This is a genomic window from Actinoplanes sp. NPDC019969 (assembly GCF_055562375.1).
The window spans coordinates 374,985-397,952 of the sequence record NZ_JBVHFK010000003.1 but is presented as its reverse complement, the minus strand read 5'-3'; the positions used below and the strand labels follow the sequence as shown (position 1 = coordinate 397,952).

Here is a 22,968-nt window from a genome sequence, read left to right as displayed (position 1 = left end):
CAAGCCTTTTCACAGCCTGGAACCACTCCACAAGACGCGACATAGTCGTAACGGTGTCAATGGTCTTGTAAAGTGCGTCAACGCACGACGGCGTGTGCGCCGACCTGCGCGCCGTCACGCCAGGTAAGGAATTGGGGCTTTGACGATGTTCAATCGCGCGATGATGTACGCCAAGCAGCACTCCCCCGATTCCGTGCGCGTGGTCGCCCGCCGTGCCCTGCTCGAGACACACAACGCGCGGCTGCGGGCGACCGTCACGGTCGCCGAGCGCAGCGAGTTCACCAACATCTACCACTGCGCGGTCCGCAAGACGGCCAGCCAGTGGATCAAGTCGGTGTTCAGCGACCCGATCGTCTACCGGCACACCGGGCTGGTCACCTACGACCCGCGCTACTACGGCTGGCGCGATCCGCGGGTGGTGCCGGAGAACCGGATCGGGCTGTCGCTGTATTTCCCGTACGCCCGCTATCTGAAGATGCCCAAGCCCGCGGCTCACCGCACCTTCTTCATCTACCGCGATCCGCGTGACCTGCTGGTCTCCAGCTATTTCTCGACCCGTGACTCGCACACCCCGATGGGCGACGTCCTGGAGGTCCGCGCGGTGCTGCGCGACAAGTCGCCGAAGGAGGGGATGCTGTTCCTCATCGACGACCTGAACCGCAAGGGCATGTTCACCGCGGTCCGGTCCTGGGTGCAGGCGCCGCCGTCGGAGCAGGTGCGCCTGGTGCGTTACGAGGACCTGTTCGGCGAGAACCAGGTGCGCGAGATGGACGCGCTGCTGCGGCACTGCGGCATCGCCCTGTCGCCGGACGAGCTGAGCACCCTGCTCGACCGGTACAGCTTCGCGAGGATGAACGATCGCAAACGCGCCGGCACGGTGTCGCACTACCGCAAGGGCAAGTCCGGCGACTGGCAGAACCATTTCGACGACGACATCGCCGAGGCGTTCACCCGGGCCACCGGCGACCTGCTCGACCGGCTCGGCTACCGCGCCTCGTTGTAGCGCGTCGGCGATCGCCCGCAGTTCGGCCCGGACGGCGGGTGAGCCGCGGGTCCGGCACTGACGTGTCTGCGCCCTTCCCGACGCCGCCCACCAGTCGACGAGTTCGGCGCGGCGGCGGTCGAGCCGGCGTACACCGGGAGCAGATCGATGTCGGACAGCGGCCACGGCTCGCCCCGGCCGGCACTGCCGCCGCCAGCGTGCGGTCGGGCGCATCGGTCACGCTCCTCTCTCCGGTACGGGCCACCGACAGTAACCGTGACTGCCACGCACGCACAGTGAGCCCATCCGTCACGCCAAGTGGCCAAGGCGGCCCTTCGGCCTGGTCACCGCCCTAGGATCGAGGTCCGGAGACGGCGATCCGGGAGGAGCCGAGCGTGGGCAAGAAGTCCAAGAAGGACAAGGGTTCGAAGAAGAGCGACAAGGTCAAGAAGGGCGACAAGGCCAAGGCCGAGAAGAAGGCCAAGAAGAAGAAAAAGGACAAAAAGAAGAAGAAGTAGCGCGCGCCGGGCGCCGGGTGTTCCCCGTCGCCCGGTTTCGGGCCGCCCTCCACCGTCTGACGGCGATCCGGTAGGACGGTGGCATGTCCATGCCCCCCGACCATCCTCCGCCTGCCGTGCCCGGTGAGGTGCGGTTCGCGCGCCGGGCCGCCCGGGTCTCGCTGGTCGCGGCGCCGGCGCAGTGGCTGTTCCTGACCGGCGCCATGGCGATGCTCACGATCGTCGACCAGGACAGCGGCGAGGACTTCCCGCCGTTCCTGATCATGTTGACGATCGGTCTGCTCCTGACGCTGCCGGCCGCCGCCGGGGCGTCGCGGGCGGCCACCGGCGCCGCCCGGGGCCGCCGGACGCTGGCCGTGGCCGTGGTGCTGCTGGCCGTGCCGGCGGCGCTGACCCTGGCCGTCGCCGTCCATCTGGCCGGTTTCCCCCGTCGGCTGGATTCCTTCGGTGAGCTGGCCAACGTCAACACCGCCCTGACGTCCGGGACGGTGGTCGCCGGAATCAGCACGGTGCTGCAGATCGTCGTGCTCGGGCTCACGGTGCTGACCCGGGTGGCCGGCCGCCGGGGCGCGCGGGCGGTCGCGTTCGGCAGCGCGTACCTGACGTTGCTCCTGCTGTTCGTGGCCCTCGCCGTGCTCGCCAACCTGTTCGACGATCTCGACTTCGAGCTGGTGCAGGACGCGGTCGAGGAGCTGTACGCGGTGACCTTCACGCTGTACGGCGCCGCGATGCTCGTCCAGCTGATCGCCCTGCACGTGCTGGCCATGCCGTCGATCTCCACCTGGATCGACAGCCGCCGCCCTCCAACGGTCTAGGTTCCGGCGCCGACCAGGTGGGTGACGGCGGGCGGGCCGGCGGCCAGGGCGTGCGCGCGCTGTTCGGTGGCCTCGTCGTCGCCGGTGAGCCGGCCCTCGTGCTGGCGCAGGTGTTCCTCCCAGGTCGGCACGAGGTAGGTCTCGACGAACACGTCCGGGTCGGCGGCGTCGCGGAACAGGCCCCAGCGGCTGGCGCCGGTCCGCAGCCGGGAGTCGCGCAGCTCGTACATCGCCGCGGTGAACGCCTCGGTGTTGGCGGCCGGCACCCGGTAGGTCGCCTGCACCAGCACCGGCCCCTGGTCGAGTCCGGGCCGCAGCGTCAGGTCCGGTTCGGGCCAGAACACGGCCGGGTCGTTGTCGCGGTCCTCGCGGGGGCGCACGGGCCACACCCGTACCGTCGCCAGGCCGGCGACCATCAGCGACGCCGCGGCCAGGAACGCGGTGGCCAGGCCGAAGGCCGCGGCGATCTGGCCCCAGAACAGCGCGCCGACCGCCTGACTGCCGGCGAAGACGACCTGGTGGACGGCGAGGGGCCGACCCCGCGGTGGATGCGCGCGCCCGGGGAGGCGCCCGGCATGGCCGCCCTGGAATGCGCCCTCGACGAACTCGCCGAGAAGGCCGGGGTGGACCCGGTCGAGCTGCGCATCCGCAACGAGCCGCGGGCCGAACCGGAGACCGGGACACCGTTCACCAGCCGCCACTACGTGGAGTGCCTGCGCGAGGGCGCGGACCGGTTCGGCTGGTGGGACCGCGATCCCCGGCCGGGCGTGCGCCGCGACGGCGACTGGTGGGTCGGCACCGGGATGGCCGGGGCCACCTATCCGGCGATGGCGCAGCCGTCCACCGCCCGGGTCCGGGACCTCGGCGGCGACGGGTTCGAGGTGGCGATCGGCGCCACCGACCTGGGCACCGGCGCCCGTACGATCCTCGTCCAGATCGCCGCCGACGCCCTCGGCGTGCCGCCCGAACGGATCCGGATCCGGATCGGCGACAGCACCCTGCCGCAGGCGTCGGTGGCCGGCGGCTCGTCGGGCAGCGCCTCCTGGGGCTGGGCGGTCACCGAGGCCTGCCGGGAGCTGCGGCGCACCGGCGGCGCCGAGGCCGTCTTCGACACCACCGAACTCATCGAGAAGCAGGAGAAGGAGGGGCGGCACGCCTTCGGCGCCCACTTCGCGGAGGTACGGGTGGACGCCGTCACCGGCGAGATCCGGGTGTCACGGCTGTTCGGGATGTACGCCGCCGGCCGCATCCTGAACGCCCGCACCGCCCGCAGCCAGTTCCTCGGCGGCATGATCATGGGCATGGGCATGGCCCTGCACGAGGAGGGTGTCCTCGACCCGGCCATGGGCGACTGGATCAACCACGACCTGGCCGAGTACCACATCCCCGCGCACGCCGACGTGGAGTCGATCGACGCGGCCTGGCTCGACGAACACGACGACCAGCTCAACCCGATGGGCAGCAAGGGCATCGGCGAGATCGGCATCGTCGGCTCCCCCGCCGCCATCCTCAACGCCGTCTGGCACGCCACCGGCGTCCGGGTCCGCGACCTGCCCGCCCGCCTCGACAAGCTCCTCCCGCACCTGCCCCGCTGACGCGGACGTTCCACCACACCGGACGGTGACGTCCGTGACGCCGCGGTTTGCCCTACCCGCGGCCGCGGGTAGGGCCACGCCCGATGCTGACGATCAAGCACTTTCGGGAAGCGGGACACCGGCTGCGGCGGGCGGCGCTGCCGGCGCTCGGAGCGGCGACGGCGGCCACCGGGGCGTGGCTGATCGCGGCGGACCTCATCGGCCACCCGGACCCGGTGTTCGCCCCGTCGGCGGCGCTGATCGTGCTCGGCGAGTCCCGGGGACGGCGGCTGCGGCAGACCACCGAACTGGTGTTCGGGGTGGCCGCCGGGGTGCTCGTCGCCGAACTCGTGGTGCAGGCCCTCGGCACCGGCGCGATCAGCCTGTTCACCGTGCTGCTGCTGACGATCGCGCCGATGCTGGCGGCCGGGGCCAGCAGCACCCTGATCACCCAGGCCGCGGTGTCCGCGCTGTACCTGGTCGTGGTCGCGGCGCCGCAGGGCAACCTGATCCCGTACCGGTTCGCCGACGCCCTCATCGGCGGCGCCGTCGCGATCGTGGCCAGCCAGCTCGCCGCCGCCCGCAAACCCCTGGCCCCGCTGGTCGCCGAGGCCCGGCAGACGTACGCCGACCTCGCCGACCTCCTCGACGACCTCCACGTCGCGCTGCGCGACTGCGACGAGAGCGCCGCTCACGCGGTGCTGGACCGCGCGCACCGCCTCGACGACCAGGTGGAACGCCTCAACGCCGCCGTCCTGGCCGCCGGCGAGACCCTGCAACTGCACGTCCGCCGGCGCCGCCGACTGCAGCAGGTCCGCAACGTGGAAGCCACCACCCACCAGCTGGACCACGTGGCCGGCAACGTCGAGGTCCTGGCCCGGCACGCGGCCACCCTGACCCGCCTGCACACCTGCACCCCCGACGAGCTGGGCCGGGCGATCGAGGCGCTGGCCGGCGCGGTCCGGTCCGCCGGCGACTGTCTCGCCACCGACCTGACCGGCGGCGACGACGCCGGCCGGCACGCCTCGCAGGCCGACGCCGACGCCCTGGAGGCGGTCCGGATCGCGGCGAAACTCCTGGAGACCGAGACGCCCCCGCCGGTCACGATGATCGTCGGCCAGATCCGCACGACAGCGGTCGACCTGCTGCGCGGCGTCGGCGGCGACGATCCCCTGACCCGCGTCGACGAGGCCATCGGCTGGTCCTGACCCGGCGTGTTGATTTCGGCCGCGCATAGCGCCCGAAATCAACACGCTTGCTCTGCCGCCGGGTTTCACGTGCGGCGGGCGCGGAAGGCGGCGACACGGGTCCGGTTCTGGCAGGTGACGGAGCAGAAGCGGCGGTGGCCGGCGGGTGAGGCGTCCACGTAGACGTCGGCGCAGCGGCGGTCGGCGCAGACCCCGATCCGGCCGGGGTGGGCGGCGAGCTGCTCCCGTAACGCGAGTGCCGCCGCGGCGAGCACCGTGTCTTCGGCGCGCGGCACGGACCACCCGGCGGTCAGGGTCTCCCCCGCGGCGGTCAGCTCCGGGCGCACGCCGGTGTCCCGCAGGATCGCGGTCACCGCGGCGGCCCGTGTACGCGCTGACCACCGAACTCGTCGTCACCGGCGCCCACCCGGAACGCGCCGCCACCGCCGGAGCCGTCGCCGAAACCGGCGGCGCCTGGACACCCGGCGGCACCGGCTCCACGCAGGCGTTCACCGCCATCACCGCGACGGCCGCCCTGATCAGCCTCGCCGCCGCTGTCCTCGCGCTGACCGCCGCCCGGCGCCGCGAGGCCCCGGTCCGCCCCGCATCCGAGCGGTGAGCGCCGGGATGCGGCAAGATTCCTGCCATGGCGATCACCTTCTACTTCGATCCGATCTGCCCCTTCACGTGGAAGACCTCCCGCTGGCTCAAGGACGCCGCCTCCCGGACCGGCGAACCGATCACCTGGAGATTCCTCAGCCTGGCCGTGCTCAACGAGAACAACGACATCCCCGAGCAGTACCGGGCGTTCCACGCCTTCGGCCTGCGCGCCCACCGGGTCCTCGCCGCCACCGACCACAAACACGGGCAGGACGCCGTCGACAAGCTCTACACGGCCCTCGGCGAACGCCTGCACGAACAGGACGGCGCACCCGACGCCGGCACCCTCACCTCCGCCATCGCCGACGCGGACCTGCCCGCCGACCTGATCGACGCGGCCGGCGACGAATCCCTGGACAGCGTGGTCCGCGCCAGCCACGACGAGGCCCAGAACCGGGTCGGCACCGAATCCGGCAGCCCGGTCACCGCCCTCGACGACGGCCCCGCCTTCTTCGGCCCCGTCGTCACCCCCGCACCGTCGGGCGCCGACGCGGACCGGCTCCTCGAAGCACTGCGCCTGCTGTCCACGGTGCCGCAGTTCAGCGAGCTGAAGCGGGGCCGCAACGCCTCCTGATCACCGGATTGCGTAGGGTCGCCCGGTGAGCACCACGAACCTGCCGGGCTGCACCCTCACCGTCTGCCGCGACTGCTGCTGCGGCAGCCTGCGCAAACACCCCGGCGTCGACCACGACGGACAGCTCGACGGCCTGCGCGCCGCCCTGGAACCGGCCCACCGGGTCCGCACCAGCCTCTGCCTGGACGCCTGCTCGCAGTCCAACGTGATCGTGGTGCACCCGGCGCCGTCCGCGCGCCGGGCCGGCGCCCGCCCCGTCTGGTTCGGCCTGATGCTCGACGACGTGGTCGTCGACGACCTGGTCGCCTGGGTCACCGCCGGTGGCCCCGGCGTCCAGCCCCTCCCCGCCGTCCTCGAACTCTCCGTCATCCAGCCGCCCAGCACCTGAGCGCTGGCGGCCGGTTCCTAGGCTGCGCCCCATGAGCGACGCGGAACTGATCGACCGGCTGATCGAGGAGTGCGCCCGGGCCGACGACTGGCGGCGCGGCGACGTCCTGCCGGGGCACCTGCCCGTGTTCAACAACATGGGTCTGGTCATGTATCTGACCTCGGCCGGCGACATCGTCCAGAACGACGAGGAGGACGGGCCGCTCCGGCCGGCCGAGCCCGGCTTGCACGAATTCGGGCTGATCCGGGCCGCGGCGCTGTACCCGGAACTCGCCCACCTCAGGCCGCCACGACCACCGGCAGCGGTCACCTGCCACGTGTGCGGTGGTCACGGCAAGCTGGCGAACGTACGGGGAAGGCTCGTCCCGTGGCCGGACCGCGAGGACTCGCCGTCGTTCCTCTACTGCCCGGAGTGCAACAGCGGCGGCTGGACCGTCCCCGGCTGACCGGTCACGGCACTCCGGGCCCGCCGGGACCCGGCCAGGCGGCCTCGGCGTCACTCAACGGGACCGTCACCTCGGGCAGGACGCCGTAGGGCCGGCGCGGGTTCGCGCACCCGACGACCGTGCCGTCCGGCAGCGCGCCGGCACCGACGAGCCCCGGGACGAACGGCGACCGCGTGAGGTGCGGCCCGCTCACATGGTGGGTCCCGGCGGCGATCACCTCGCCGTCACCGGGCACCGGCTCCGGGAAGTCCGCACAGCGCGGCACGCCCCCGTGATCGTCCTGACCGTCGAGCGCTTCACCCGCCGGTCACGTCCTCGAGGAACAGGCCCCGCGCCCGGACGCCGAGGCGCTGCAGACGTTCGACATGGACGCGTTCACGAAGCGGCATCCCACCGCGATCGCCGCCATCACCGAGTACTTCGGGCCCGGCCGCACCGTCGACGACCTGTTCCGCGACTGCCTGTCGGTGGTCATCGCAGGCGCCTCGGTCACCACCGAAAACCCCTGATCGGTACGGGCCACCCAGCGTCCCGTGCCTCGCGGCAGCCACGGCAGGCGTCCCCTCACGACCGACCCGCGGGTGCGGGTCATGCATGCCGTTCCGGTCACCCCCGGCTGGCTGTCAGTGCTGTCTCGGCGGGGTTGAGACAGCCACCACGACCAGCCGGACGGAACCGCAACCGGCCGGGGACCGCTACGAGGAGAGCAGGCCGGCCTCGCGGAGCAGGGACTCGCGCTCGGCGGCGGTGAGCCGGTCGACGTAGAGGATGCCGTTGAGGTGATCGGTCTCGTGCTGGAGACAGCGGGCGAAGTAGCCGCTCCCGGACACCGTGATCGGTGAACCCTCGACGTCGCACCCGGTGACCGTGGCCTGCGCGGCCCGCGGCAGCTCGAACCGCGGCCCCGGCACGGACAGGCAGCCCTCGGAGACCGTCAGCTCCCCGGCGGGCGGCGCCTGAAGGACCGGGTTGACGATGTGCCCCTTGTGCCGCACGCCCTTGTCGTCGGGACAGTCGTAGACGAACACCTGCAGGTCGACGCCGATCTGGTTGGCGGCGAGGCCGACGCCCCGCGCCTCGTACATCGAGTCGAACATGTCGGCGACGAGGTCGGCGAGAGCCTGGTCGAAGACGGTGACGTCGGCGCAGCGGCGGTGCAGGACCGGGTTGCCGTAGTACGTGATCGGGCGCGCGGGCATGCGACGCACGATACAAGCCGTAGGCCGTCCTAGGAGGCTGGGTTGCAGTCGATGGATCATCCCGATCGACGCGGCACGATCCCTTGCTGTGCCACGACGCCTGCAACGGATCCCGTTCGCCGCACAGGTGCTCGCCGGGCTGATCCTCGGCATCGTCCTCGGGCTCGTCGCCCGCGAGAGGAGCGAATTCCGGCTCAGGTACGGCGTACCCCCGCAAGCAGTTGATTCCGGATGCCGGCGGCCGGCAGGTCGCCGGCGGACCGGTCACCGGGATCGGCGTTGTGGCGCATCGCCCGGACCGTCAGCTCGCGCATGCCGGTCCGGGCCGCCAGCCGCCGCAGCGCGTCCACCCAGTCCGCGGCACGCGGATGGTCGGCCCGGTCCGCAGGCGTGATTGACCATCACGAGCGACCTGCGGCCGGCGTTCTTGTGCGATGCGGCCCGGCACCTCCTGCCCAAGATCGACAAGGCTCTCGACCTTGGGCAGGAGGTGCCGGATTTCCGCAGCCCAGTGCACAAGAAGGAGCAAGAATCAGATCTTGTGCGCTCGGCTTCGGCGTCAGGTCCGCAAGATCGGGAACTGACCCGGGGAGCCTCGGCCGTAGTCGTGACCGCCCCCGGACAAGGGCTTGACTACTCGCCGTTCAGCACCCCCGGAGAAGACCCCAAGATCGCCAGCCTTACCGCGATCTTGGGCGGCAGACGCCGGAACGAATCGCACCAGAATGCCGACGCCGGTCGACCCCGACGGTTCGACGGCGATGCGGACGTGAGCGTCGACATGAAGGTCGCCGGCCGCGGGACGGGTCTACTCGTACGCCGGCCCCGCATGATCAAGGACCGTGCGGCGGTCACCGGGGAGGCGGCGGGTCGCGCCGGTGCGGTCCAGGAGTTCCAGCAGGGGTACGGCCACCCGCCGCGTCGTGTCCAGGGCCTGGCGTGCGTCGCTGACGGTGAACGGCTGCGGCAGGGCGGCAAGCACGCTGACCGCACGCTCCGGGGCGCCCGGGACGAGCAGCACGTTGCCGTCGAGGCGCAGCACCAGACCGGCCCGGGCGGCGGCGGCGATCTCGCGCGGGCCCAGGCCCAGAGCGGTCAGCCGGCCGGCTTCCGGGGCCCGGAACGGCAGGCCGGTCAGTTCCTCGAAAGCCTGCCGCACCGACCGGACCAGACCGTCGGGCACCACGCTGCCGGCCGTGACCCGGCCGTCCCGGATCGAGAGCGGCGCTCGTACCAGGGCCTCGGCCAGTGACCGGTCCGGCAGGCCGAGGATGTGCCGCACCGCTTCCAGGGGGACGCCCGGTTCGAGGGGGTGTTCGGCGGCGTACCGGGCGACGGCCTCGGTGAGCCGGTCGCCGAGCGTGGCCCAGTGCGCGGGGTCGGCGTACCAGTCCCCGGCCACCGGCTCCCCGGCCACGGCCACGCCCATCCGCAGCAGGTCGTCGCGGCGGATCAGCAGGCGGCGGCGCAGTTCCGCGGCCAGTTCGGGGCGGCCGTCCATGGCCGCCAGGTCGGTGGCCCGGCGGGCGGCGGCGCCGCGCTTGGCCAGGGCGGGTGGGGCGACGTCGAGGACGGTGACGCCGCCCGGGATGTGCCGGCGGCCGGGGTCGCGCAGCAGGGCCCGGTCGCCGATCCGCAGCGGCAGCGGTTCGGCGAGGCGCAGCCGGGCGGTGTCGGCGCCGAGGGGCCGGACCCGGACCGGCACGGCCGCCGAACCGGCGTGCAGGGTGAGCCTGGCGGGCAGGGCGGCCACCGGGTCGCCGTGCACGCGTACGTCGATCAGCCCTGCCGCCCGGAACCGGCCCGGGGTGAGCAGGGCCGCGCCGCGGGTGACGGTGTCCCGGTCGACGCCGCGCAGGTTGACCGCGACCCGGGCGACGGCGGTGACCTCGGCAGCCGGTTCGCCGAGACGTTGCAGGCCGCGGATCCGGACGGGGCTGCCGCGGAGTTCCAGTTCGTCGCCGGTACGCAGGGTGCCCGCCCCGAGCGTGCCGGTGACCACGGTGCCCGCGCCCCGGATGGAGAACGAACGGTCTATCCACAGTCGCACCGGCGTATCCGGGTCGGCGGCCGGGAGCCCGGCGGCGAGCCGGTCCAGGGCCGCCCGCAGGTCGTCCAGGCCCGCCCCGGTACGCCCGCTGACCGCCACCGCCTCCACCGCGCCCAGCGACGTCGCGGCGATCCGCTCCCCGGCGGCGGCCATCGCGGGACCGGGTTCGGCCAGGTCGGCGCGGGTGACCACGAGCAGGCCGTGTCGTACGCCGAGAGCGTCCAGCGCGGCCAGATGCTCCGCCGACTGCGGCATCCAGCCCTCGTCGGCGGCCACCACGATCATCACGGCCGGAACCGGGCCGACCCCGGCGAGCATGTTCGGCACGAACCGTTCGTGGCCGGGCACGTCCACGAACGCGATCGTGCGCCCGGACGCCAGGGTGGTCCAGGCGAACCCGAGATCGATGGTCATGCCACGGCGGCGTTCCTCGGCCCACCGGTCCGGTTCCATGCCGGTCAGCGCCCGCACCAGCGTGGACTTCCCATGATCGACATGCCCGGCGGTGGCGACGACGTGCACGTCAGAGCCCTGTGCCGGCCGGCGTGTCACGGACGGCGCCGATCGCACGGGCCAGGTCGTCGTCGGCGGTGACGGGGACGGTGCGGAGGTCGAGCAGCAGCCGCCCGTGGTCGATCCGGCCGGCGACCGCGGGCGTGCCGGTGCGCAGCGGCCGGGCGTACCGTTCCGGCAGCGCCAGCGCCCAGGACGGGATCTCCCGCTCCGGCGCGCCGCCGCCGCCGACCACCGCGACCGACGCGACCACCTCGCCGCCGGCCCGGTCCCTCAGCCGTTCGGTGCGCTCGCGCAGCTCGCCGGCGTCGGCGTGCAGCGCCTGCCAGGTCGGTGTGGGCGGGCCGTCCACGGTGGCCTGCAACGCGGCCAGCGTCAGCTTGTCGACCCGCAGCGCACGGGCCAGCGGATGCCGCCGGAGCCGTTCGATCAGCGTCACGTCGCCGAGCAGCAGCCCCGCCTGCGGACCGCCGAGCAGCTTGTCGCCGCTGGCCACGACCAGGTCCGCGCCCTGGCGCAGGGCGCCGGCGGCGTCCGGCTCGCCGGGCAGCAGCGCATCCGGCGCGAGCAGCCCCGAACCGATGTCGGCGACCACCGGCACACCGAGCCCGGTGAGTTCCCCGAGCCCCGGAGTGCCGGTGAACCCCGTGATCACGAAGTTGGACGGATGCACCCGCAGGATGAACCCGGTGTCCGCCCCGACCGCCGCGGCATAGTCGGCGGCCGACGTCCGGTTGGTCGTGCCCACCTCCCGCAGCCGCGCGCCCGTGGATTCCAGCAGGTCCGGCAGCCGGAACCCGTCCCCGATCTCCACCATCTCACCGCGGCTCACCACGATCTCCCGGCCCGCGGCGAGCACGGTCGCGGCCAGCACCAGCGCGGCGGCGCCGTTGTTGACCACGTGCACTCCCCCGGCGCCCGGCACCGCGGCGGCGAGCGCGGCCAGAGCGGTCCGCCCCCGCCGGGCCCGGCGGCCGGTGACCAGGTCGAACTCGACGTCGGTGGGACCACTCGCGGCCACCACGGCGTCGACCGCCGCCGGTGACAGCGCGGCTCGCCCCAGGTTGGTGTGCAGGACGACACCGGTCGCGTTGAGCACCCGCCGCAGCCCACCCGCGGTCTGCGGCAGCGCGGCGACGGCGGCGTCCGCGACCGCCGCCGGATCCAGCGCACCGTCCCGCGCCCGCTGCTGCGCCGCGACCACGGCGGCTTTCACGGGGTTGCGGCCGATCCGCTCACCGGCGGCTCGCAACCGGGGATCTCTCAGGACCTCATCGGTACGGGGTACGCGTCGCCGCGGATCGGCAGCCGCCTGCTCCACCCGTACCTCCGCACGCTCTGTCCTCTGCTGGCGGAGGCGGACGGGAATCGAACCCGCCCGGCCCGGATACCGGACCACAACGGTGTTGAAGACCGCGAGGAGCACCAGCCACCTGAACGCCTCCGCCGCCCACGCTATCCGCTCCGCCCCGCCGCCGCTCGGTGGGCGGTGGTTCGTCCGACGAGCCGATCAGGCCGCGGTGTGCGAGAGTGCGACGGTGGAACGGCTGACGCAGTACGCGCACGGCGGTGGCTGTGCCTGCAAGATCCCGCCCGGGGAGCTGGAGGCCGTGGTGGCCGGGCTGCTCGGCGGGGAGGTCCCGCGCGGGCCGGGTGAGCTGCTGGTCGGGCTGGACGACGGGGACGACGCGGCGGTCGTGCGGATCGCCAATGGCGCCGCGGTCGTGGCGACGGCGGACTTCTTCACGCCGGTGGTCGACGACGCGTACGACTGGGGACGGATCGCCGCGGCCAACGCGCTGTCCGACGTGTACGCGATGGGCGGCGCCCCGGTCGTCGCCGTGAACCTGCTGTGCTGGCCCCGCGACGTGCTGCCGATGGAACTGGCGGCGGAGGTGCTGCGCGGCGGCCTGACCGTGGCCCGGGAGGCGGGCTGTCACGTCGCGGGCGGGCACAGTGTGGACGATCCGGAGCCGAAGTACGGCATGGCGGTCACCGGGATCGCCGACCCGGCCCGCTTGATGCGCAACGACGCGGGGAGGCCGGGCCTGCCGCTCACGTTGACGAAACCCCTGGGCATCGGGGTGCTGAACAGCCGGCACAAGGCGACCGGCGAGGTGTTCGCGCAGGCCGTCGACGCCATGACGACCCTGAACCGGGAGGCGTCCGAGGCGGCCCTCGCGGCGGGGGCGGCGTGCGCGACGGACGTCACCGGGTTCGGGCTGCTCGGGCACCTGCACAAGCTGGCCCGGGCGAGCGGCGTGACGGCCCGCCTGGATCCGGCGGCGGTGCCCTACCTGGAGGGCGCGAGAGAAGCCTTGCGGGCGGGGTACGTCAGTGGCGGCACCCGCCGCAACCTGGACTGGGTCCGCCCGCACCTGGACGCCGGGACCACCGCCGAGGACGACCTGCTGCTGCTGGCCGACGCGCAGACGTCCGGCGGCCTGCTGGTGGCCGGCGAGGTCCCCGGCCACCCGGTCATCGGCGAGCTGATCCCCGCTCAGGGTCGTTTCACCGTGTTGATTTAGGGCGCACCGTCCCACCCCGAATCAACACGCTGCTGTGCTGCTGCGGCGAGGCGTTCGCGCTGGGGGACGACGGTGTACTTCGGGTCCTTCGCGGACGCCACTCCCCCGTCGAAGATCCCGAACCGGGTGGCGAGGGAGGCGGCCAGCAGCGCCCCACCGGACAGCGCCGACACCACACGGCTGCGGCGGCCCAGCACGGCCCCGGCCACCCCGAGCGCCGTCAGCGCCCGCCCCGCCCGCAGCAGCCGCCCGGCACGCCCCTGTGTGTACGGTTCGCTGAGAATGCCCTTGCTGGTCTCGACCCGGTGCGCGCCGTACAGCTCGAGCGCCGCGCCGAACACCGCCATCCGCCGTGCCGGGCCCGCCTGCGCGACCGGGGCGCCGATCAGCCCGGCCCCGGCGCCGCTGGCCAGGGCGCTGCCCGCGAAGATCAACGGCAGTTCGGGGTACGCGGCATGCCAGCTCGGCGTCGCGGTGTCGGCCAGCAGCACCGCCGTGTACGTGGCCAGCGCCGGGGCGAGGACCGCCGCGCCGTACTGACCGGCCGTCCCGAGCGGCGGCAGCAGCCGGTCCAGCGGCCGGGGCAGCAGCGGCGCGGCCTCGGCGACCGCGGACACCCCGGCCGCCGCGCCGAACCCGCTGAGGATCCAGGTGCCGACCGACATCGGCGACGTCGGCTTGGCCACCCGCAGCATGTGATGGAACCGGGCCGGCCGCCCCAGGTCGTTGATCAGGAAGTAGGTGCTGGCGATCAGCGCCCCGAGCGCCGTCGTCCGGCCCGCCCGGCGCAGCGCGGGCCGCCCGGTCGCGTCGGCGCCGGCCGCCAGCAGCGCGCTTCCGGCCGCGAGACCGCCGGTGAACAGGTACGCGGCGATGTCGTGACGCCACACCGGCGGCCGTACGATCGGCCGCCCGTAGTAGGAGCGGAAGTCCGCCGGCGGCACCATCGATCGATCCTTCACGGGCGGCCGCCCAGGAACGACACGACCACGGCGGCGGCCATCGCGAGGCCGGCCAGCCCGGCCCGTTTCCACATGGCCGGGAGATCGCGGGTGGGCACGACCGGGTCGGGTGGCAGCCCGTACACCTCGGGCTCGTCGAGCAGCAGGAAGAACGCCCCGTCCCCGCCGACGCCGTCCGCCGGGTCGTGGCCGTACAACCGCGCCTCGCTGACGCCCTGATCGTGCAGCCGGGCGACCCGTTCGGCGGCGCGCCCGCGCAGCTCGTCGAGTTCCCCGTACTGGATGGACTGGGTCGGGCAGGCCTTCGCGCAGGCGGGCGTCAGGCCGTCACCGATCCGGTCGTAGCAGAGCGTGCACTTCCACGCCCGCCCGTCGTCCTGCCGCTGGTCGATGACGCCGTACGGGCAGGCCGGGATGCAGTACCCGCAGCCGTTGCAGATGTCCTCCTGCACCACGACGGTGCCGAACTCGGTGCGGAACAGCGCCCCCGTCGGGCACACGTCCAGGCAACCGGCGTGGGTGCAGTGCTTGCACACGTTCGACATCATCAGCCAGCGGAAGTCGGTGCGCGGCGCGCCCGGGTCGCGGCCCGGCAGGTCCCGGGCGGGCATGCCGAGGAACTGCGGCCCGCCGGTCCCGGCGGCGGCGAGCGCGTCGACGGTGGCCGGCTGCTCGACGAACGCGACGTGCCGCCACGAGTGGGAGCTGAGGCCGCCGGTGTTGTCGTACGAGGTGCCGAGCAGGTTGAACCCGTCGTCCGGGACCAGGTTCCACTCCTTGCACGCGACCTCGCACGCCTTGCAGCCGATGCAGACGCTGGTGTCGGTGAAGAACCCCATCCGCGGTTGGTCACCGGTCCAGCCGTGGCTGTCATCCATCACGGTTCTCCGCTCGCCGGCGGTACTCGGAGACGTACCGGAGGAGGTCCCCGCCGGCCGGGCGGCGCCCGGGCCGGATGTCGCAGGTGCCGACCTTGCTCTCCTGGATGAGAACGTTCGGGTCGAGCACGATGCCGATCAGGTCGTTCGCCGAATCGCCGGTGACCAAACCTTGGCTGCCCCAGTGGTACGGCAGCCAGATCTGGTGCACGATCCGCCCGCCGATGCGCAGCGGGGTGAGCCGTTCGGTGACCATGACCCGGGCCTCGATGGCCGCGCGCGACGTGACGATGTGCGCCCAGCCGAGGTGTTCCAGGCCGCGTTCGGCGGCGAGCGCGGGCGAGACCTCGACGAACATCTCCGGCTGCAGTTCGGAGAGGTACGCCAGCTGCCGGCTCATGCCGCCCGCGGTGTGGTGCTCGGTGAGGCGGCTGGTGCTGAACACGTACGGATAGACCTCGGACCTGGGGTTGATCGGGTTGTCCTCCCGGGCGTACACCTTGCGGGTCGGGTTGGCCTGCTGGCGATAGAGCGGATTGGCGACCGCCGACTCGGCCGGCTCGTAGTGGGTGGGCAGCGGCCCGTCGATCAGGCCGCTCGGCGCGTACAGCCAGCCCTTCCCGTCGCCCTGCATGATGAACGCGTCGTCGCCGGAGATCGCCGCGACACCGGTGGCCCCCTCGGGTGGGCGGTACGACGGCGGTTTGGTCTTCTCGAAGTCGGGCACGTCGTACCCGGTCCACTCGCCCGCGTCCGGATCCCACCAGACGTACTTCTTCCGCTCCGACCAGGGGCGGCCGTCGGGGTCGGCGGACGCCCGGTTGTAGAGGGTGCGCCGGTCGGCGGGCCAGGCCCAGCCCCACTCGCGGGCCACCCAGTCCTGCTCACTGCCCGGCTTGCGCCGTGCCGCCTGGTTGACCCCGTTCTTGTATACGCCGGAGTAGATCCAGCAACCACAAGAAGTCGATCCGTCCGCTTTTAGCTCGGTAAATCCGGACAAGAGGTCGCCATGATCGTTGAATCCGTTGATCTCCTTGAGCACGTCTTCGCCACTGGGTTCCGACGAGGACCAGGTCAGGTCGAGAACCGCCCGGTCACGTTCGAGCGAGGAGGTGGCCAGCCGGGAACGGATCAACTCACCGAGACGGTGGAAGAACCACAACTCGGAACGGCAGTCACCCGGCGGGTCGACAGCCTTCTCGCGCCACTGCAACAACCGCTGCGTCTGCGTGAACGTCCCCTCCTTCTCCGCGTGCGACGCCGCCGGCATCAGGAACACCTCGGTCCGGCACTCCGACGGCACGATCTCCCCCGTCGCGACCTCCGGCCCGTCCTTCCAGAACGTCGCGCTCTCGATCTCGAACAGGTCCCGCACCACCAGCCAGTCCAGGTTCGCCATGCCGAGCCGCTGGGCCCGCCCGTGCGCGGATCCGACCGCCGGGTTCTGCCCGAGCAGGAAGTACCCCTTGATCTTCCCGTCGATCATGTCGAGGACCTGCTGGTACGTGCCGTGGTCGCCGGTCAGCCGGGGCAGCCGGCCGTACCCCCAGTCGTTCTCGGCGGTTGCGGCGTCCCCCCAGTAGGCCTTCAGGAGGCTCACCGCGTACGCCTCCGCCTCCGCCCAGAAACCCTGCTGCTCGGGGTGGCGGATCGCGTCGACCCACTGCCGGAACGTCTCGTGCTGCCGGTGGTGCGGCATCGGCAGGTAGCCGGGCAGCAGGTTGAACAGGGTCGGGATGTCGGTGGAGCCCTGGATGCTGGCGTGCCCGCGCAACGCCATCACCCCGCCGCCGGGCCGGCCCATGTTGCCGAGCAGCAACTGGATGATCGCGCCGGTGCGGATGTACTGCACGCCGACGCTGTGCTGCGTCCAGCCGACCGAGTACACCAGCGCGGTGGTCCGTTCCCGGCCGGAGTTGGCGGTCCACGCCTCGCAAACTTCGCGGAACTTCGCTTTGGGTACGCCGCAGACCTCCTCGACGACCTCCGGGGTGTACCGGGCGTAGTGCCGTTTCAGGATCTGGTAGACGCACCGCGGATGCTGGAGCGTCGGGTCGCGGGGCACGTCGGCGGGCACCGGCGGGCCGTGCGACTCCTGCTCCAGGCCGGACGCGGTCTCCCGGTCGGCGTGCGCCTCGCCCTCCTCCTGGCCGATGTGGCCCTGGCCCTCGTACTGCCAGCTCGACTGGTCGTACACGTTCAGCTCGGTGTCGTATCCGGAGAACAGGCCGTCGAGGTCCTCGGTGTCCCGGAAGTCCTCGCTGACGATCATGGACGCGTTGGTGTACGCGACCACGTACTCCCGGAAGTCCTTCTCCTCACGGAGGATGTAGTTGACGATCCCGCCCAGGAACGCGATGTCCGCCCCCGCCCGTATCGGCACGTAGGTGTGCGCGAGCGCGCTGGTCCGGGTGAACCGCGGATCGATGTGGAGCACCGTGGCGCCGCGGTTCTTCGCCTCCACCACGTACTGGAAACCCACCGGGTGGGCCTCCGCCATGTTGGAGCCCTGGATGACGATGCAATCCGCGTTGACCAGATCCTGCAGGAATCCGGTGGCCCCGCCACGGCCGAAGCTGGTCCCCAGACCGGGAACCGTGGCGGAGTGTCAAATACGCGCCTGGTTCTCGATCTGGATCGCGCCGAGCGCCGTGAACAACTTCTTGATCAGGTAGTTCTCTTCGTTGTCCAGGGTCGCGCCGCCGAGGCTGGCGATGCCGAGCGTCCGGTTCAGCGGCCGCCCGTCCTCGTCATGATCCTCCCAGGTGTCGGCGCGGGCCTTCAGCACCCGGTCGGCGATCATCTCCATCGCCGTGTCCAGGTCGAGGTCCTCCCAGTCGGTCGCGTACGGCCGCCGGTAACGCACCGTCGTCACCCGCCGGTCGCTGGTGACCAGGCTCTTGCTGGCCGAACCCTTCGGGCACAGCCGGCCCCGGGAGATCGGGCTGTCCGGGTCGCCCTCGATCTGGACGACCTTCCCGTCCTTCACGAAGATCCGCTGGCCGCAGCCGACAGCGCAGTACGGGCACACGGACCGGGCCATCGAGTCGGCGGTCTCGGTGCGGGCGGTGAGCTGCCGGGAGCGCGCGGACTGCGCGGCGGCGCCCCGGCCCAGCGGGTCGGTGCCGGTGAGCTGCCGGTAGACCGGCCAGCCCTCGATCCAGGCGCGCACCCCCATGACCCGACCTTAACCCCGCCCGGCCGGTCCCGCATCCGATGCGATCACCAGGTGCGGATGCCCGGCAGCGCCGCGTTCAGCAGGTGCCGCAGCTCGGCCAGGCGCAGCAGCCGTCCCGCCGCGAGATAGCCCAGCGCCCCGGCAAGCGTCGCGATCAAGCCTGTGACCAGGGCGTCCGTCCACGCGGACAGGTCGGTGGCGGACCGGGCCGCCCACAGCGCCAGCCCCGCGCAGACGGCTCCGCTCACCGCGGCGATCAACACCCTTGCGTGCGTACGCATCAAGCGCCGCCCGTCGATGTGACCGAGGCGCCGGCGCAACACGATCGCGGTCAGGCTCAGCCCGGTGGTGTAGGCGGCGGCGTACGCGATCGGGATGCCCAGCACGATGTCGGCCGGTTCCAGCAGCGACCCGGCCGCCGCACAGCCGGCCACCCCCACCGTGGCGACCGCGACCGTGATCAGCGCGGCGGTCTTCGTCTCCTGCATGGCGTACAGGCCGCGCTGCAGAATCATGTAGCTGGTGAACGGCACCAGCGTCAGCCCGAACGCGGCCAGCACCAGGCCCAGCACCCGGACGGTCGCGGGACTGCTGTTGCCGTGCGCGAACAGCACCGTGGCGATCTGCGGCCCGAGCAGCAGGAACGCGGTAGCGATCGGGGCCGTCACGACGAGCGAGGTGCGGACCGCCCGGGACAGCCCGGTCACGACACGGTTGTGTTCGCCCCGGGCCGCGTGCTGACTGAGCCGGGGCAGCATCGCGGTCATGATGGAGACGGCGAAGACGGCGTACGGCACATAGAAGATCATGTTGGCGTTCTGGTACGCGGTGATGCCGCCCGGCCCGCCCCACGACGCCGCCCGGGTCGCCGCCGCGAACAGGATCTGCGACGTGACGACGGCGAGGAGCACCCACGCGCCGAGCTTCCCGATGCGCCGGATGCCGATGCCACGCGGGTCCAGGCGCAGCCGCAGCGGGAACCCGGTCCGCCGCAGCGCCACCACGATCAGGACCATCTGGGCGAGCACCCCGGCCGTCGTGCCGACGGCCAGCAGCAGCAGATGGCCGGTCTCCAGGCTGGTCGTCGTCGTGCCGCCGACCGCCGCGTAGGTCAGCCCGACCGCGATCACGATCAGGCTGTTGGCCAGCGGCGCCCACGCCGGCGTCCCGAACCGGCCCCGGATCTGCAGGATCGCGGCGGCGGTCGCGCTGATCCCGTAGAACAGGATCTGCGGCAGGAAGTAGCGGCTGAACACGACAGCGAGGCCCCGCTGCTCCGCGGTGAACCCGGGCGCGTACACGTCGATCAGCAGCGGCGCGCCGGCGATCGCCAGCAGGGTGACGGCGCTGAGCACGTAGATGATCAGCGACAGCAGGCGTTGCGCGTACAGCACCCCGCCGTCGGACTCGCTCAGCGTGGCCCGGGTCAGCAGCGGAACCACGACACTGGCCATGGTGCCGCCGACGATCAGCTCGTACACCTGGTTCGGCAGGGTGTTCGCGACGTTGTAGGTGTCCAGCAGCCGGGTGCCCAGCCCCAGCGCGGCCGCCAGCACCAGAATCCGCACGAACCCCGCAACCCGCGACGCGAGCGTGGCGATGGCCAGGCTGCGCCCCGCCTGCCTGATCGAAGATCCTTCTGTCACGGCAGTCTGTCTACTACATCTCTCCCACGAATCCGCCTCCACCGAGTGTGGCGAGAAACTCGCCCACCCACCCACCACCCAGGATCTTGTGCCACCCGCACCGGCCTCCCGCGCCCAAGATCGGCAAGGTGGGCGATGTTGGGCTCGAGGCACCGGATTTCCGAAGCCGAGGGCACACCATCGGGCCGATCTTCGATCTTGCGCGAGGGGACCCGGCGACGACACCACAAGATCTATCGCGAACGACATGCGTGCCCCACGGCTGGGCCACAGCGGGCAGCGGCCATGAGAACCAGCCAGACGAAACAACCGAACTGCCTCGGGGCGCCGTCAAAGCCATGAAGCGGCTTGCCGGTGGGGCCGAACGCGAGGGTGGGACGGTGAGCAGGTGCGGCGAACCGGCGGACCGTCAGGGGAGGATCTCGATGTAGCCGGCGGCGCCGTGCAGGCGGAGCCGCTGGCCGTCCTGGATCAGCCGGGTGGCGCCGGGGACGCTGACGACGGCGGGCAGGCCGTATTCGCGGGCGATCACCGCGCCGTGGCTCATCTGGCCGCCGACCTCGGTGATCAGGCCGGCGACGGTGAGGAACAGGGGCGTCCAGCTCGGGTCGGTGTACGCGGTGACCAGGATGTCGCCGGGTTCCAGGTTGGCGTCGGCGAGGTCGAGGACGATCCGGGCGCGGCCTTCGACGGTTCCGGCGGAGACGGGCACGCCGGGCAGCGCGCCGTCCGGCAGGCCGTCGCGGCGGAACTCGCCCATGATCGCCTCGCCGTCGGAGGTGAGCAGGCGGGGCAGGGTGAGTCCCTGGTACACCCGGAATTCGTCGCGGCGGGTACGGATCAGTTCCCGGTCGGCGGTGTGCGTGCGGACGGCGTCGTGGAACTCGTCGAACGTCAGGTAGTAGACGTCGTCCCGGCCGGCGATCACCCCGGCGGACACGAGGCGGGCGGCTTCGGCCAGCAGCGCCTGCTTGTAGATCCAGTACCGGCTGACGATGTCGTACTTCGGGTATTCGCGGTAGCCGGTGAAGACCCGTACCCGCTCGATCATCGCCGCGGTCTCGGCCGCGTCGACCGGCAGGGCCCGCAGCCGCTCCAGGATCTCCCGCGCCTTCTCCTCGGCCCGCCGCCGCCCCTCCTCGAAGCGTCGTTTCGCCTCCCCCGGCGCGAAGTTGCGAACATTGTCCAGGATCGCCGGAATCAGAACGGACGGATCCTCGCTCCACCGCGGCCGGGTGATGTCGATCTCCCCGGTGCAGCGCATCCCGTACCGGTCCAGGAAGGCGTGGAGAGCGCCGCCCTCGAGCGCCGACGGATCCGCGCGCACCGTGTCGGCGACGTCGAGCAGGTCCAGGCCCATCTGGGCGGTGATGTTGCCGGGCGCGGACAGGGTGAGTTGCCCGGCCACGTTCGTCTCGCCGAGCCACTCCGCGAGGTGCTCGTCGAGCCACCAGGTCGCGGTCATCCCGGCCATGATCGCCTGAATGCTGAGCGGGTCGCTGAGGACCCGTTTGTGCTCGTCGAAGGCCTCCCGCAGGAAGTCGAACAGCTCCGGCCCGGTCTTCCCGGCGATGTCGCGGCGCAGCGCGGCGAGGGACGCCTCGCTGCGCTCGATCAGGCCGGCGACGATGGCCGGATCGTTGTCGAGTCGCGGCGGCGTCCCGCCTGCCGGTGGCTTCTCCGGCCCTGCGGCGTACGGGGTGACGAAGTCCCCGCGTTCCAGCAGCTCCTCCAGGGCGTTCCGGAACAGCGGATCGGTCCTGCCCATCATGTCGAGCAGCGCCGCCCTGCCGTGCGGCACGGCCAGCCGCCGGGTCGCGTCGACCCAGAGCCGCCCGCCCGCCTCGACCATCGGCGCCATCGCGGTGAGCGCCCACATGGACCATCCGAGGGGCCGCATCGCGTCGGTCATCATCTGCTGGTGCCCGACCGACAGGTAGACCCGGTTCTCGCCGTCCGGCGCGGCCGGGACCGGGAACAGTGTGGTGATCGGCCGGCTCTGCACGATCGCGAACCCGTCGCCGGCCAGGCACCATTCGATGTCCTGGGGGCGGCCGAAGTGCGTCTCGATCCGGCGGCCCAGCGCGGCGAGACGTAGCGCCTGCGCGTCGGTCAGAAGCCCCGCGACGCCCCGGCTGGTGACCACACCGTCACGGATCCGGAGCGCGTCCGGGGTGGCCAGGCCGGAGACCAGGTCCTCGCCGAGCCCGCGGACCGCGTCGACGGACGTGACCCGGCGGTTGCCGGTGACCGGGTCGGCGGTGAACAGGACGCCGCTCACCTCGGCCGCGACCATCCGCTGCACGACGACGGCCATCGCGACGTGCCGATGGTCGATGCCCTGGCGCTGCCGGTAGCGCACGGCCCGTTCGGTGAACAGTGACGCCCAGCAGCGGCTGACGTGCCGCAGGATCTCCGCCGGGCCGGTCACGTTCAGGTAGGAGTCCTGCTGGCCGGCGAACGAGGCGCTCGGCAGGTCCTCGGCGGTGGCGCTGGACCGGACCGCGTACGCGCCGTCCTCCAGCAGGCCGGTGATCTGCGCGGCGATCTCGGCGGGCACCGGGACGGCCGCGATGGCGCGGCGGATCTCCGCGGCGACCGTGGGGACGTCGGCGTCCAGCCGTACCAGCAAGTCGTTGATCTCGGTCTCGTCCAGGACCCGCCGGAAGGCGGCGGTGGTGACGCAGAAGCCCGCCGGCACCGGGACGTCGCCGAGCCGCGTCAGCGCGCCCAGGTTGGCGCCCTTGCCGCCGACGTCCGCCACCTGGGTCCCGTCGATCTCCGGGAATTCCCGCACATATCGCTCGATCACCGGTCGATTCTGCGCCCGGCCCGGGGTCTTGCCACAAGCCCCCCGCTCTGGCATACGGT

Annotated in this window: 22 protein-coding genes, 1 tRNA gene and 1 pseudogene; 11 read left to right on the top strand and 13 right to left on the bottom strand. The window is 72.4% G+C overall.

Annotated elements, in window-relative coordinates; all coding sequences use genetic code 11:
• The first annotated feature begins 145 nt into the window (after positions 1-145).
• The 3 genes from ACZ3II_RS12000 to ACZ3II_RS11990 all read left to right on the top strand — a co-directional run bounded on the left by ACZ3II_RS12000 (position 146) and on the right by ACZ3II_RS11990 (position 2,315).
• Entirely contained in the window at positions 146-1,003 is an 858-nt protein-coding gene (locus ACZ3II_RS12000; RefSeq protein WP_465517911.1) for a sulfotransferase domain-containing protein, read from the top strand.
• A 374-nt stretch (positions 1,004-1,377) separates the two neighbouring features.
• Positions 1,378-1,500, top strand: coding sequence for a hypothetical protein (locus tag ACZ3II_RS11995; protein WP_465517621.1), 123 nt, complete (start codon positions 1,378-1,380; stop codon positions 1,498-1,500).
• An 83-nt stretch (positions 1,501-1,583) separates the two neighbouring features.
• On the top strand, positions 1,584-2,315 hold the full coding sequence (locus ACZ3II_RS11990; protein ID WP_465517620.1) for a hypothetical protein: 732 nt from the start codon (positions 1,584-1,586) through the stop codon (positions 2,313-2,315).
• Here ACZ3II_RS11990 and ACZ3II_RS11985 read toward each other — a convergent pair.
• Positions 2,312-2,797 (bottom strand): MFS transporter, encoded by a 486-nt coding sequence (locus ACZ3II_RS11985; protein WP_465517910.1) that lies wholly within the window; start codon positions 2,795-2,797, stop codon positions 2,312-2,314. The two genes, ACZ3II_RS11990 and ACZ3II_RS11985, sit on opposite strands and share 4 nt — an antisense overlap.
• 36 nt (positions 2,798-2,833) lie before the next feature.
• Here ACZ3II_RS11985 and ACZ3II_RS11980 point away from each other — a divergent pair, with 36 nt between their 5' ends.
• Together ACZ3II_RS11980 and ACZ3II_RS11975 are read left to right on the top strand one after the other, a co-directional pair.
• Entirely contained in the window at positions 2,834-3,910 is a 1,077-nt protein-coding gene (locus ACZ3II_RS11980) for a xanthine dehydrogenase family protein molybdopterin-binding subunit (protein WP_465517619.1), read from the top strand.
• Positions 3,911-3,993: 83 nt separating this feature from the next.
• Entirely contained in the window at positions 3,994-5,097 is a 1,104-nt protein-coding gene (locus ACZ3II_RS11975; RefSeq protein ID WP_465517618.1) for an FUSC family protein, read from the top strand.
• Between the two features lie 65 nt (positions 5,098-5,162).
• On the opposite strand, the gene ACZ3II_RS11970 is transcribed toward ACZ3II_RS11975, so the two are convergent.
• Positions 5,163-5,450: a CGNR zinc finger domain-containing protein gene (locus tag ACZ3II_RS11970; RefSeq protein WP_465517617.1), complete on the bottom strand. Its 288-nt coding sequence runs from the start codon at positions 5,448-5,450 to the stop codon at positions 5,163-5,165.
• An 11-nt stretch (positions 5,451-5,461) separates the two neighbouring features.
• Here ACZ3II_RS11970 and ACZ3II_RS11965 point away from each other — a divergent pair, with 11 nt between their 5' ends.
• The 4 genes from ACZ3II_RS11965 to ACZ3II_RS11950 are packed head-to-tail and all read left to right on the top strand — an operon-like array spanning position 5,462 to position 7,143.
• Positions 5,462-5,695, top strand: coding sequence for a hypothetical protein (locus ACZ3II_RS11965; protein ID WP_465517616.1), 234 nt, complete (start codon positions 5,462-5,464; stop codon positions 5,693-5,695).
• A 27-nt stretch (positions 5,696-5,722) separates the two neighbouring features.
• Positions 5,723-6,310: a mycothiol-dependent nitroreductase Rv2466c family protein gene (locus ACZ3II_RS11960; RefSeq protein WP_465517615.1), complete on the top strand. Its 588-nt coding sequence runs from the start codon at positions 5,723-5,725 to the stop codon at positions 6,308-6,310.
• A gap of 25 nt (positions 6,311-6,335) precedes the next feature.
• The gene (locus tag ACZ3II_RS11955) at positions 6,336-6,698 is read left to right on the top strand and encodes a hypothetical protein (RefSeq protein WP_465517614.1); all 363 of its coding nucleotides are present in this window, start codon (positions 6,336-6,338) and stop codon (positions 6,696-6,698) included.
• Between the two features lie 31 nt (positions 6,699-6,729).
• Entirely contained in the window at positions 6,730-7,143 is a 414-nt protein-coding gene (locus ACZ3II_RS11950) for a hypothetical protein (RefSeq protein ID WP_465517613.1), read from the top strand.
• A 4-nt stretch (positions 7,144-7,147) separates the two neighbouring features.
• Here ACZ3II_RS11950 and ACZ3II_RS11945 read toward each other — a convergent pair whose 3' ends face one another.
• Positions 7,148-7,408: a hypothetical protein gene (locus ACZ3II_RS11945; RefSeq protein WP_465517612.1), complete on the bottom strand. Its 261-nt coding sequence runs from the start codon at positions 7,406-7,408 to the stop codon at positions 7,148-7,150.
• 100 nt (positions 7,409-7,508) lie between these two features.
• On the opposite strand from ACZ3II_RS11945, the gene ACZ3II_RS11940 reads away from it, so the two are divergent.
• Positions 7,509-7,652: a hypothetical protein gene (locus ACZ3II_RS11940; protein ID WP_465517611.1), complete on the top strand. Its 144-nt coding sequence runs from the start codon at positions 7,509-7,511 to the stop codon at positions 7,650-7,652.
• Between the two features lie 186 nt (positions 7,653-7,838).
• Here ACZ3II_RS11940 and def read toward each other — a convergent pair whose 3' ends face one another.
• From def to ACZ3II_RS11915, 5 genes are all read right to left on the bottom strand, one after another.
• A complete protein-coding gene (def, locus tag ACZ3II_RS11935; RefSeq protein WP_465517610.1) occupies positions 7,839-8,342 on the bottom strand; it encodes a peptide deformylase in 504 nt (167 codons plus the stop codon).
• A gap of 194 nt (positions 8,343-8,536) precedes the next feature.
• Positions 8,537-8,692 (bottom strand): hypothetical protein, encoded by a 156-nt coding sequence (locus ACZ3II_RS11930; RefSeq protein WP_465517609.1) that lies wholly within the window; start codon positions 8,690-8,692, stop codon positions 8,537-8,539.
• A gap of 458 nt (positions 8,693-9,150) precedes the next feature.
• Entirely contained in the window at positions 9,151-10,914 is a 1,764-nt protein-coding gene (gene selB, locus ACZ3II_RS11925; protein ID WP_465517608.1) for a selenocysteine-specific translation elongation factor, read from the bottom strand.
• Position 10,915: 1 nt separating this feature from the next.
• Complete coding sequence (gene selA / locus ACZ3II_RS11920) at positions 10,916-12,226, bottom strand: L-seryl-tRNA(Sec) selenium transferase (protein WP_465517607.1); 1,311 nt, start codon at positions 12,224-12,226, stop codon at positions 10,916-10,918.
• A gap of 28 nt (positions 12,227-12,254) precedes the next feature.
• Positions 12,255-12,350, bottom strand: a tRNA-Sec gene (locus ACZ3II_RS11915).
• A 75-nt stretch (positions 12,351-12,425) separates the two neighbouring features.
• Between ACZ3II_RS11915 and selD the strand changes: the two genes are divergently transcribed.
• Positions 12,426-13,433: a selenide, water dikinase SelD gene (gene selD / locus ACZ3II_RS11910; protein ID WP_465517606.1), complete on the top strand. Its 1,008-nt coding sequence runs from the start codon at positions 12,426-12,428 to the stop codon at positions 13,431-13,433.
• On the opposite strand, the gene nrfD is transcribed toward selD, so the two are convergent.
• The 5 genes and pseudogenes from nrfD to ACZ3II_RS11885 form a co-directional block, all read right to left on the bottom strand.
• Entirely contained in the window at positions 13,430-14,380 is a 951-nt protein-coding gene (gene nrfD, locus ACZ3II_RS11905; protein WP_465517605.1) for an NrfD/PsrC family molybdoenzyme membrane anchor subunit, read from the bottom strand. The genes selD and nrfD overlap by 4 nt on opposite strands.
• Positions 14,381-14,391: 11 nt before the next feature.
• Positions 14,392-15,273 (bottom strand): 4Fe-4S dicluster domain-containing protein, encoded by an 882-nt coding sequence (locus ACZ3II_RS11900; RefSeq protein ID WP_465517604.1) that lies wholly within the window; start codon positions 15,271-15,273, stop codon positions 14,392-14,394.
• Positions 15,274-15,283: 10 nt separating this feature from the next.
• Positions 15,284-18,451 (bottom strand): annotated as a pseudogene (gene fdh / locus ACZ3II_RS11895) (formate dehydrogenase); the annotation flags it as partial.
• 44 nt (positions 18,452-18,495) lie between these two features.
• Positions 18,496-20,058, bottom strand: coding sequence for a murein biosynthesis integral membrane protein MurJ (gene murJ / locus ACZ3II_RS11890; RefSeq protein WP_465517909.1), 1,563 nt, complete (start codon positions 20,056-20,058; stop codon positions 18,496-18,498).
• Between the two features lie 448 nt (positions 20,059-20,506).
• Positions 20,507-22,909, bottom strand: coding sequence for a phosphoenolpyruvate synthase (locus ACZ3II_RS11885; RefSeq protein WP_465517603.1), 2,403 nt, complete (start codon positions 22,907-22,909; stop codon positions 20,507-20,509).
• Between the last annotated feature and the right edge of the window lie 59 nt (positions 22,910-22,968).

Excerpts from the sequence above, each read along its gene's own strand:
- ACZ3II_RS12000 (WP_465517911.1), top strand. The coding sequence starts at position 146 with ATGTTCAATCGCGCGATGATGTACGCCAAGCAGCACTCCCCCGATTCC.
- ACZ3II_RS11990 (WP_465517620.1), top strand. The coding sequence starts at position 1,584 with ATGTCCATGCCCCCCGACCATCCTCCGCCTGCCGTGCCCGGTGAGGTG.
- ACZ3II_RS11975 (WP_465517618.1), top strand. The coding sequence starts at position 3,994 with ATGCTGACGATCAAGCACTTTCGGGAAGCGGGACACCGGCTGCGGCGG.
- ACZ3II_RS11960 (WP_465517615.1), top strand. The coding sequence starts at position 5,723 with ATGGCGATCACCTTCTACTTCGATCCGATCTGCCCCTTCACGTGGAAG.
- ACZ3II_RS11950 (WP_465517613.1), top strand. The coding sequence starts at position 6,730 with ATGAGCGACGCGGAACTGATCGACCGGCTGATCGAGGAGTGCGCCCGG.
- ACZ3II_RS11940 (WP_465517611.1), top strand. The coding sequence starts at position 7,509 with ATGGACGCGTTCACGAAGCGGCATCCCACCGCGATCGCCGCCATCACC.
- def (WP_465517610.1), bottom strand. The coding sequence starts at position 8,342 with ATGCCCGCGCGCCCGATCACGTACTACGGCAACCCGGTCCTGCACCGC.
- nrfD (WP_465517605.1), bottom strand. The coding sequence starts at position 14,380 with ATGGTGCCGCCGGCGGACTTCCGCTCCTACTACGGGCGGCCGATCGTA.
- ACZ3II_RS11900 (WP_465517604.1), bottom strand. The coding sequence starts at position 15,273 with ATGGATGACAGCCACGGCTGGACCGGTGACCAACCGCGGATGGGGTTC.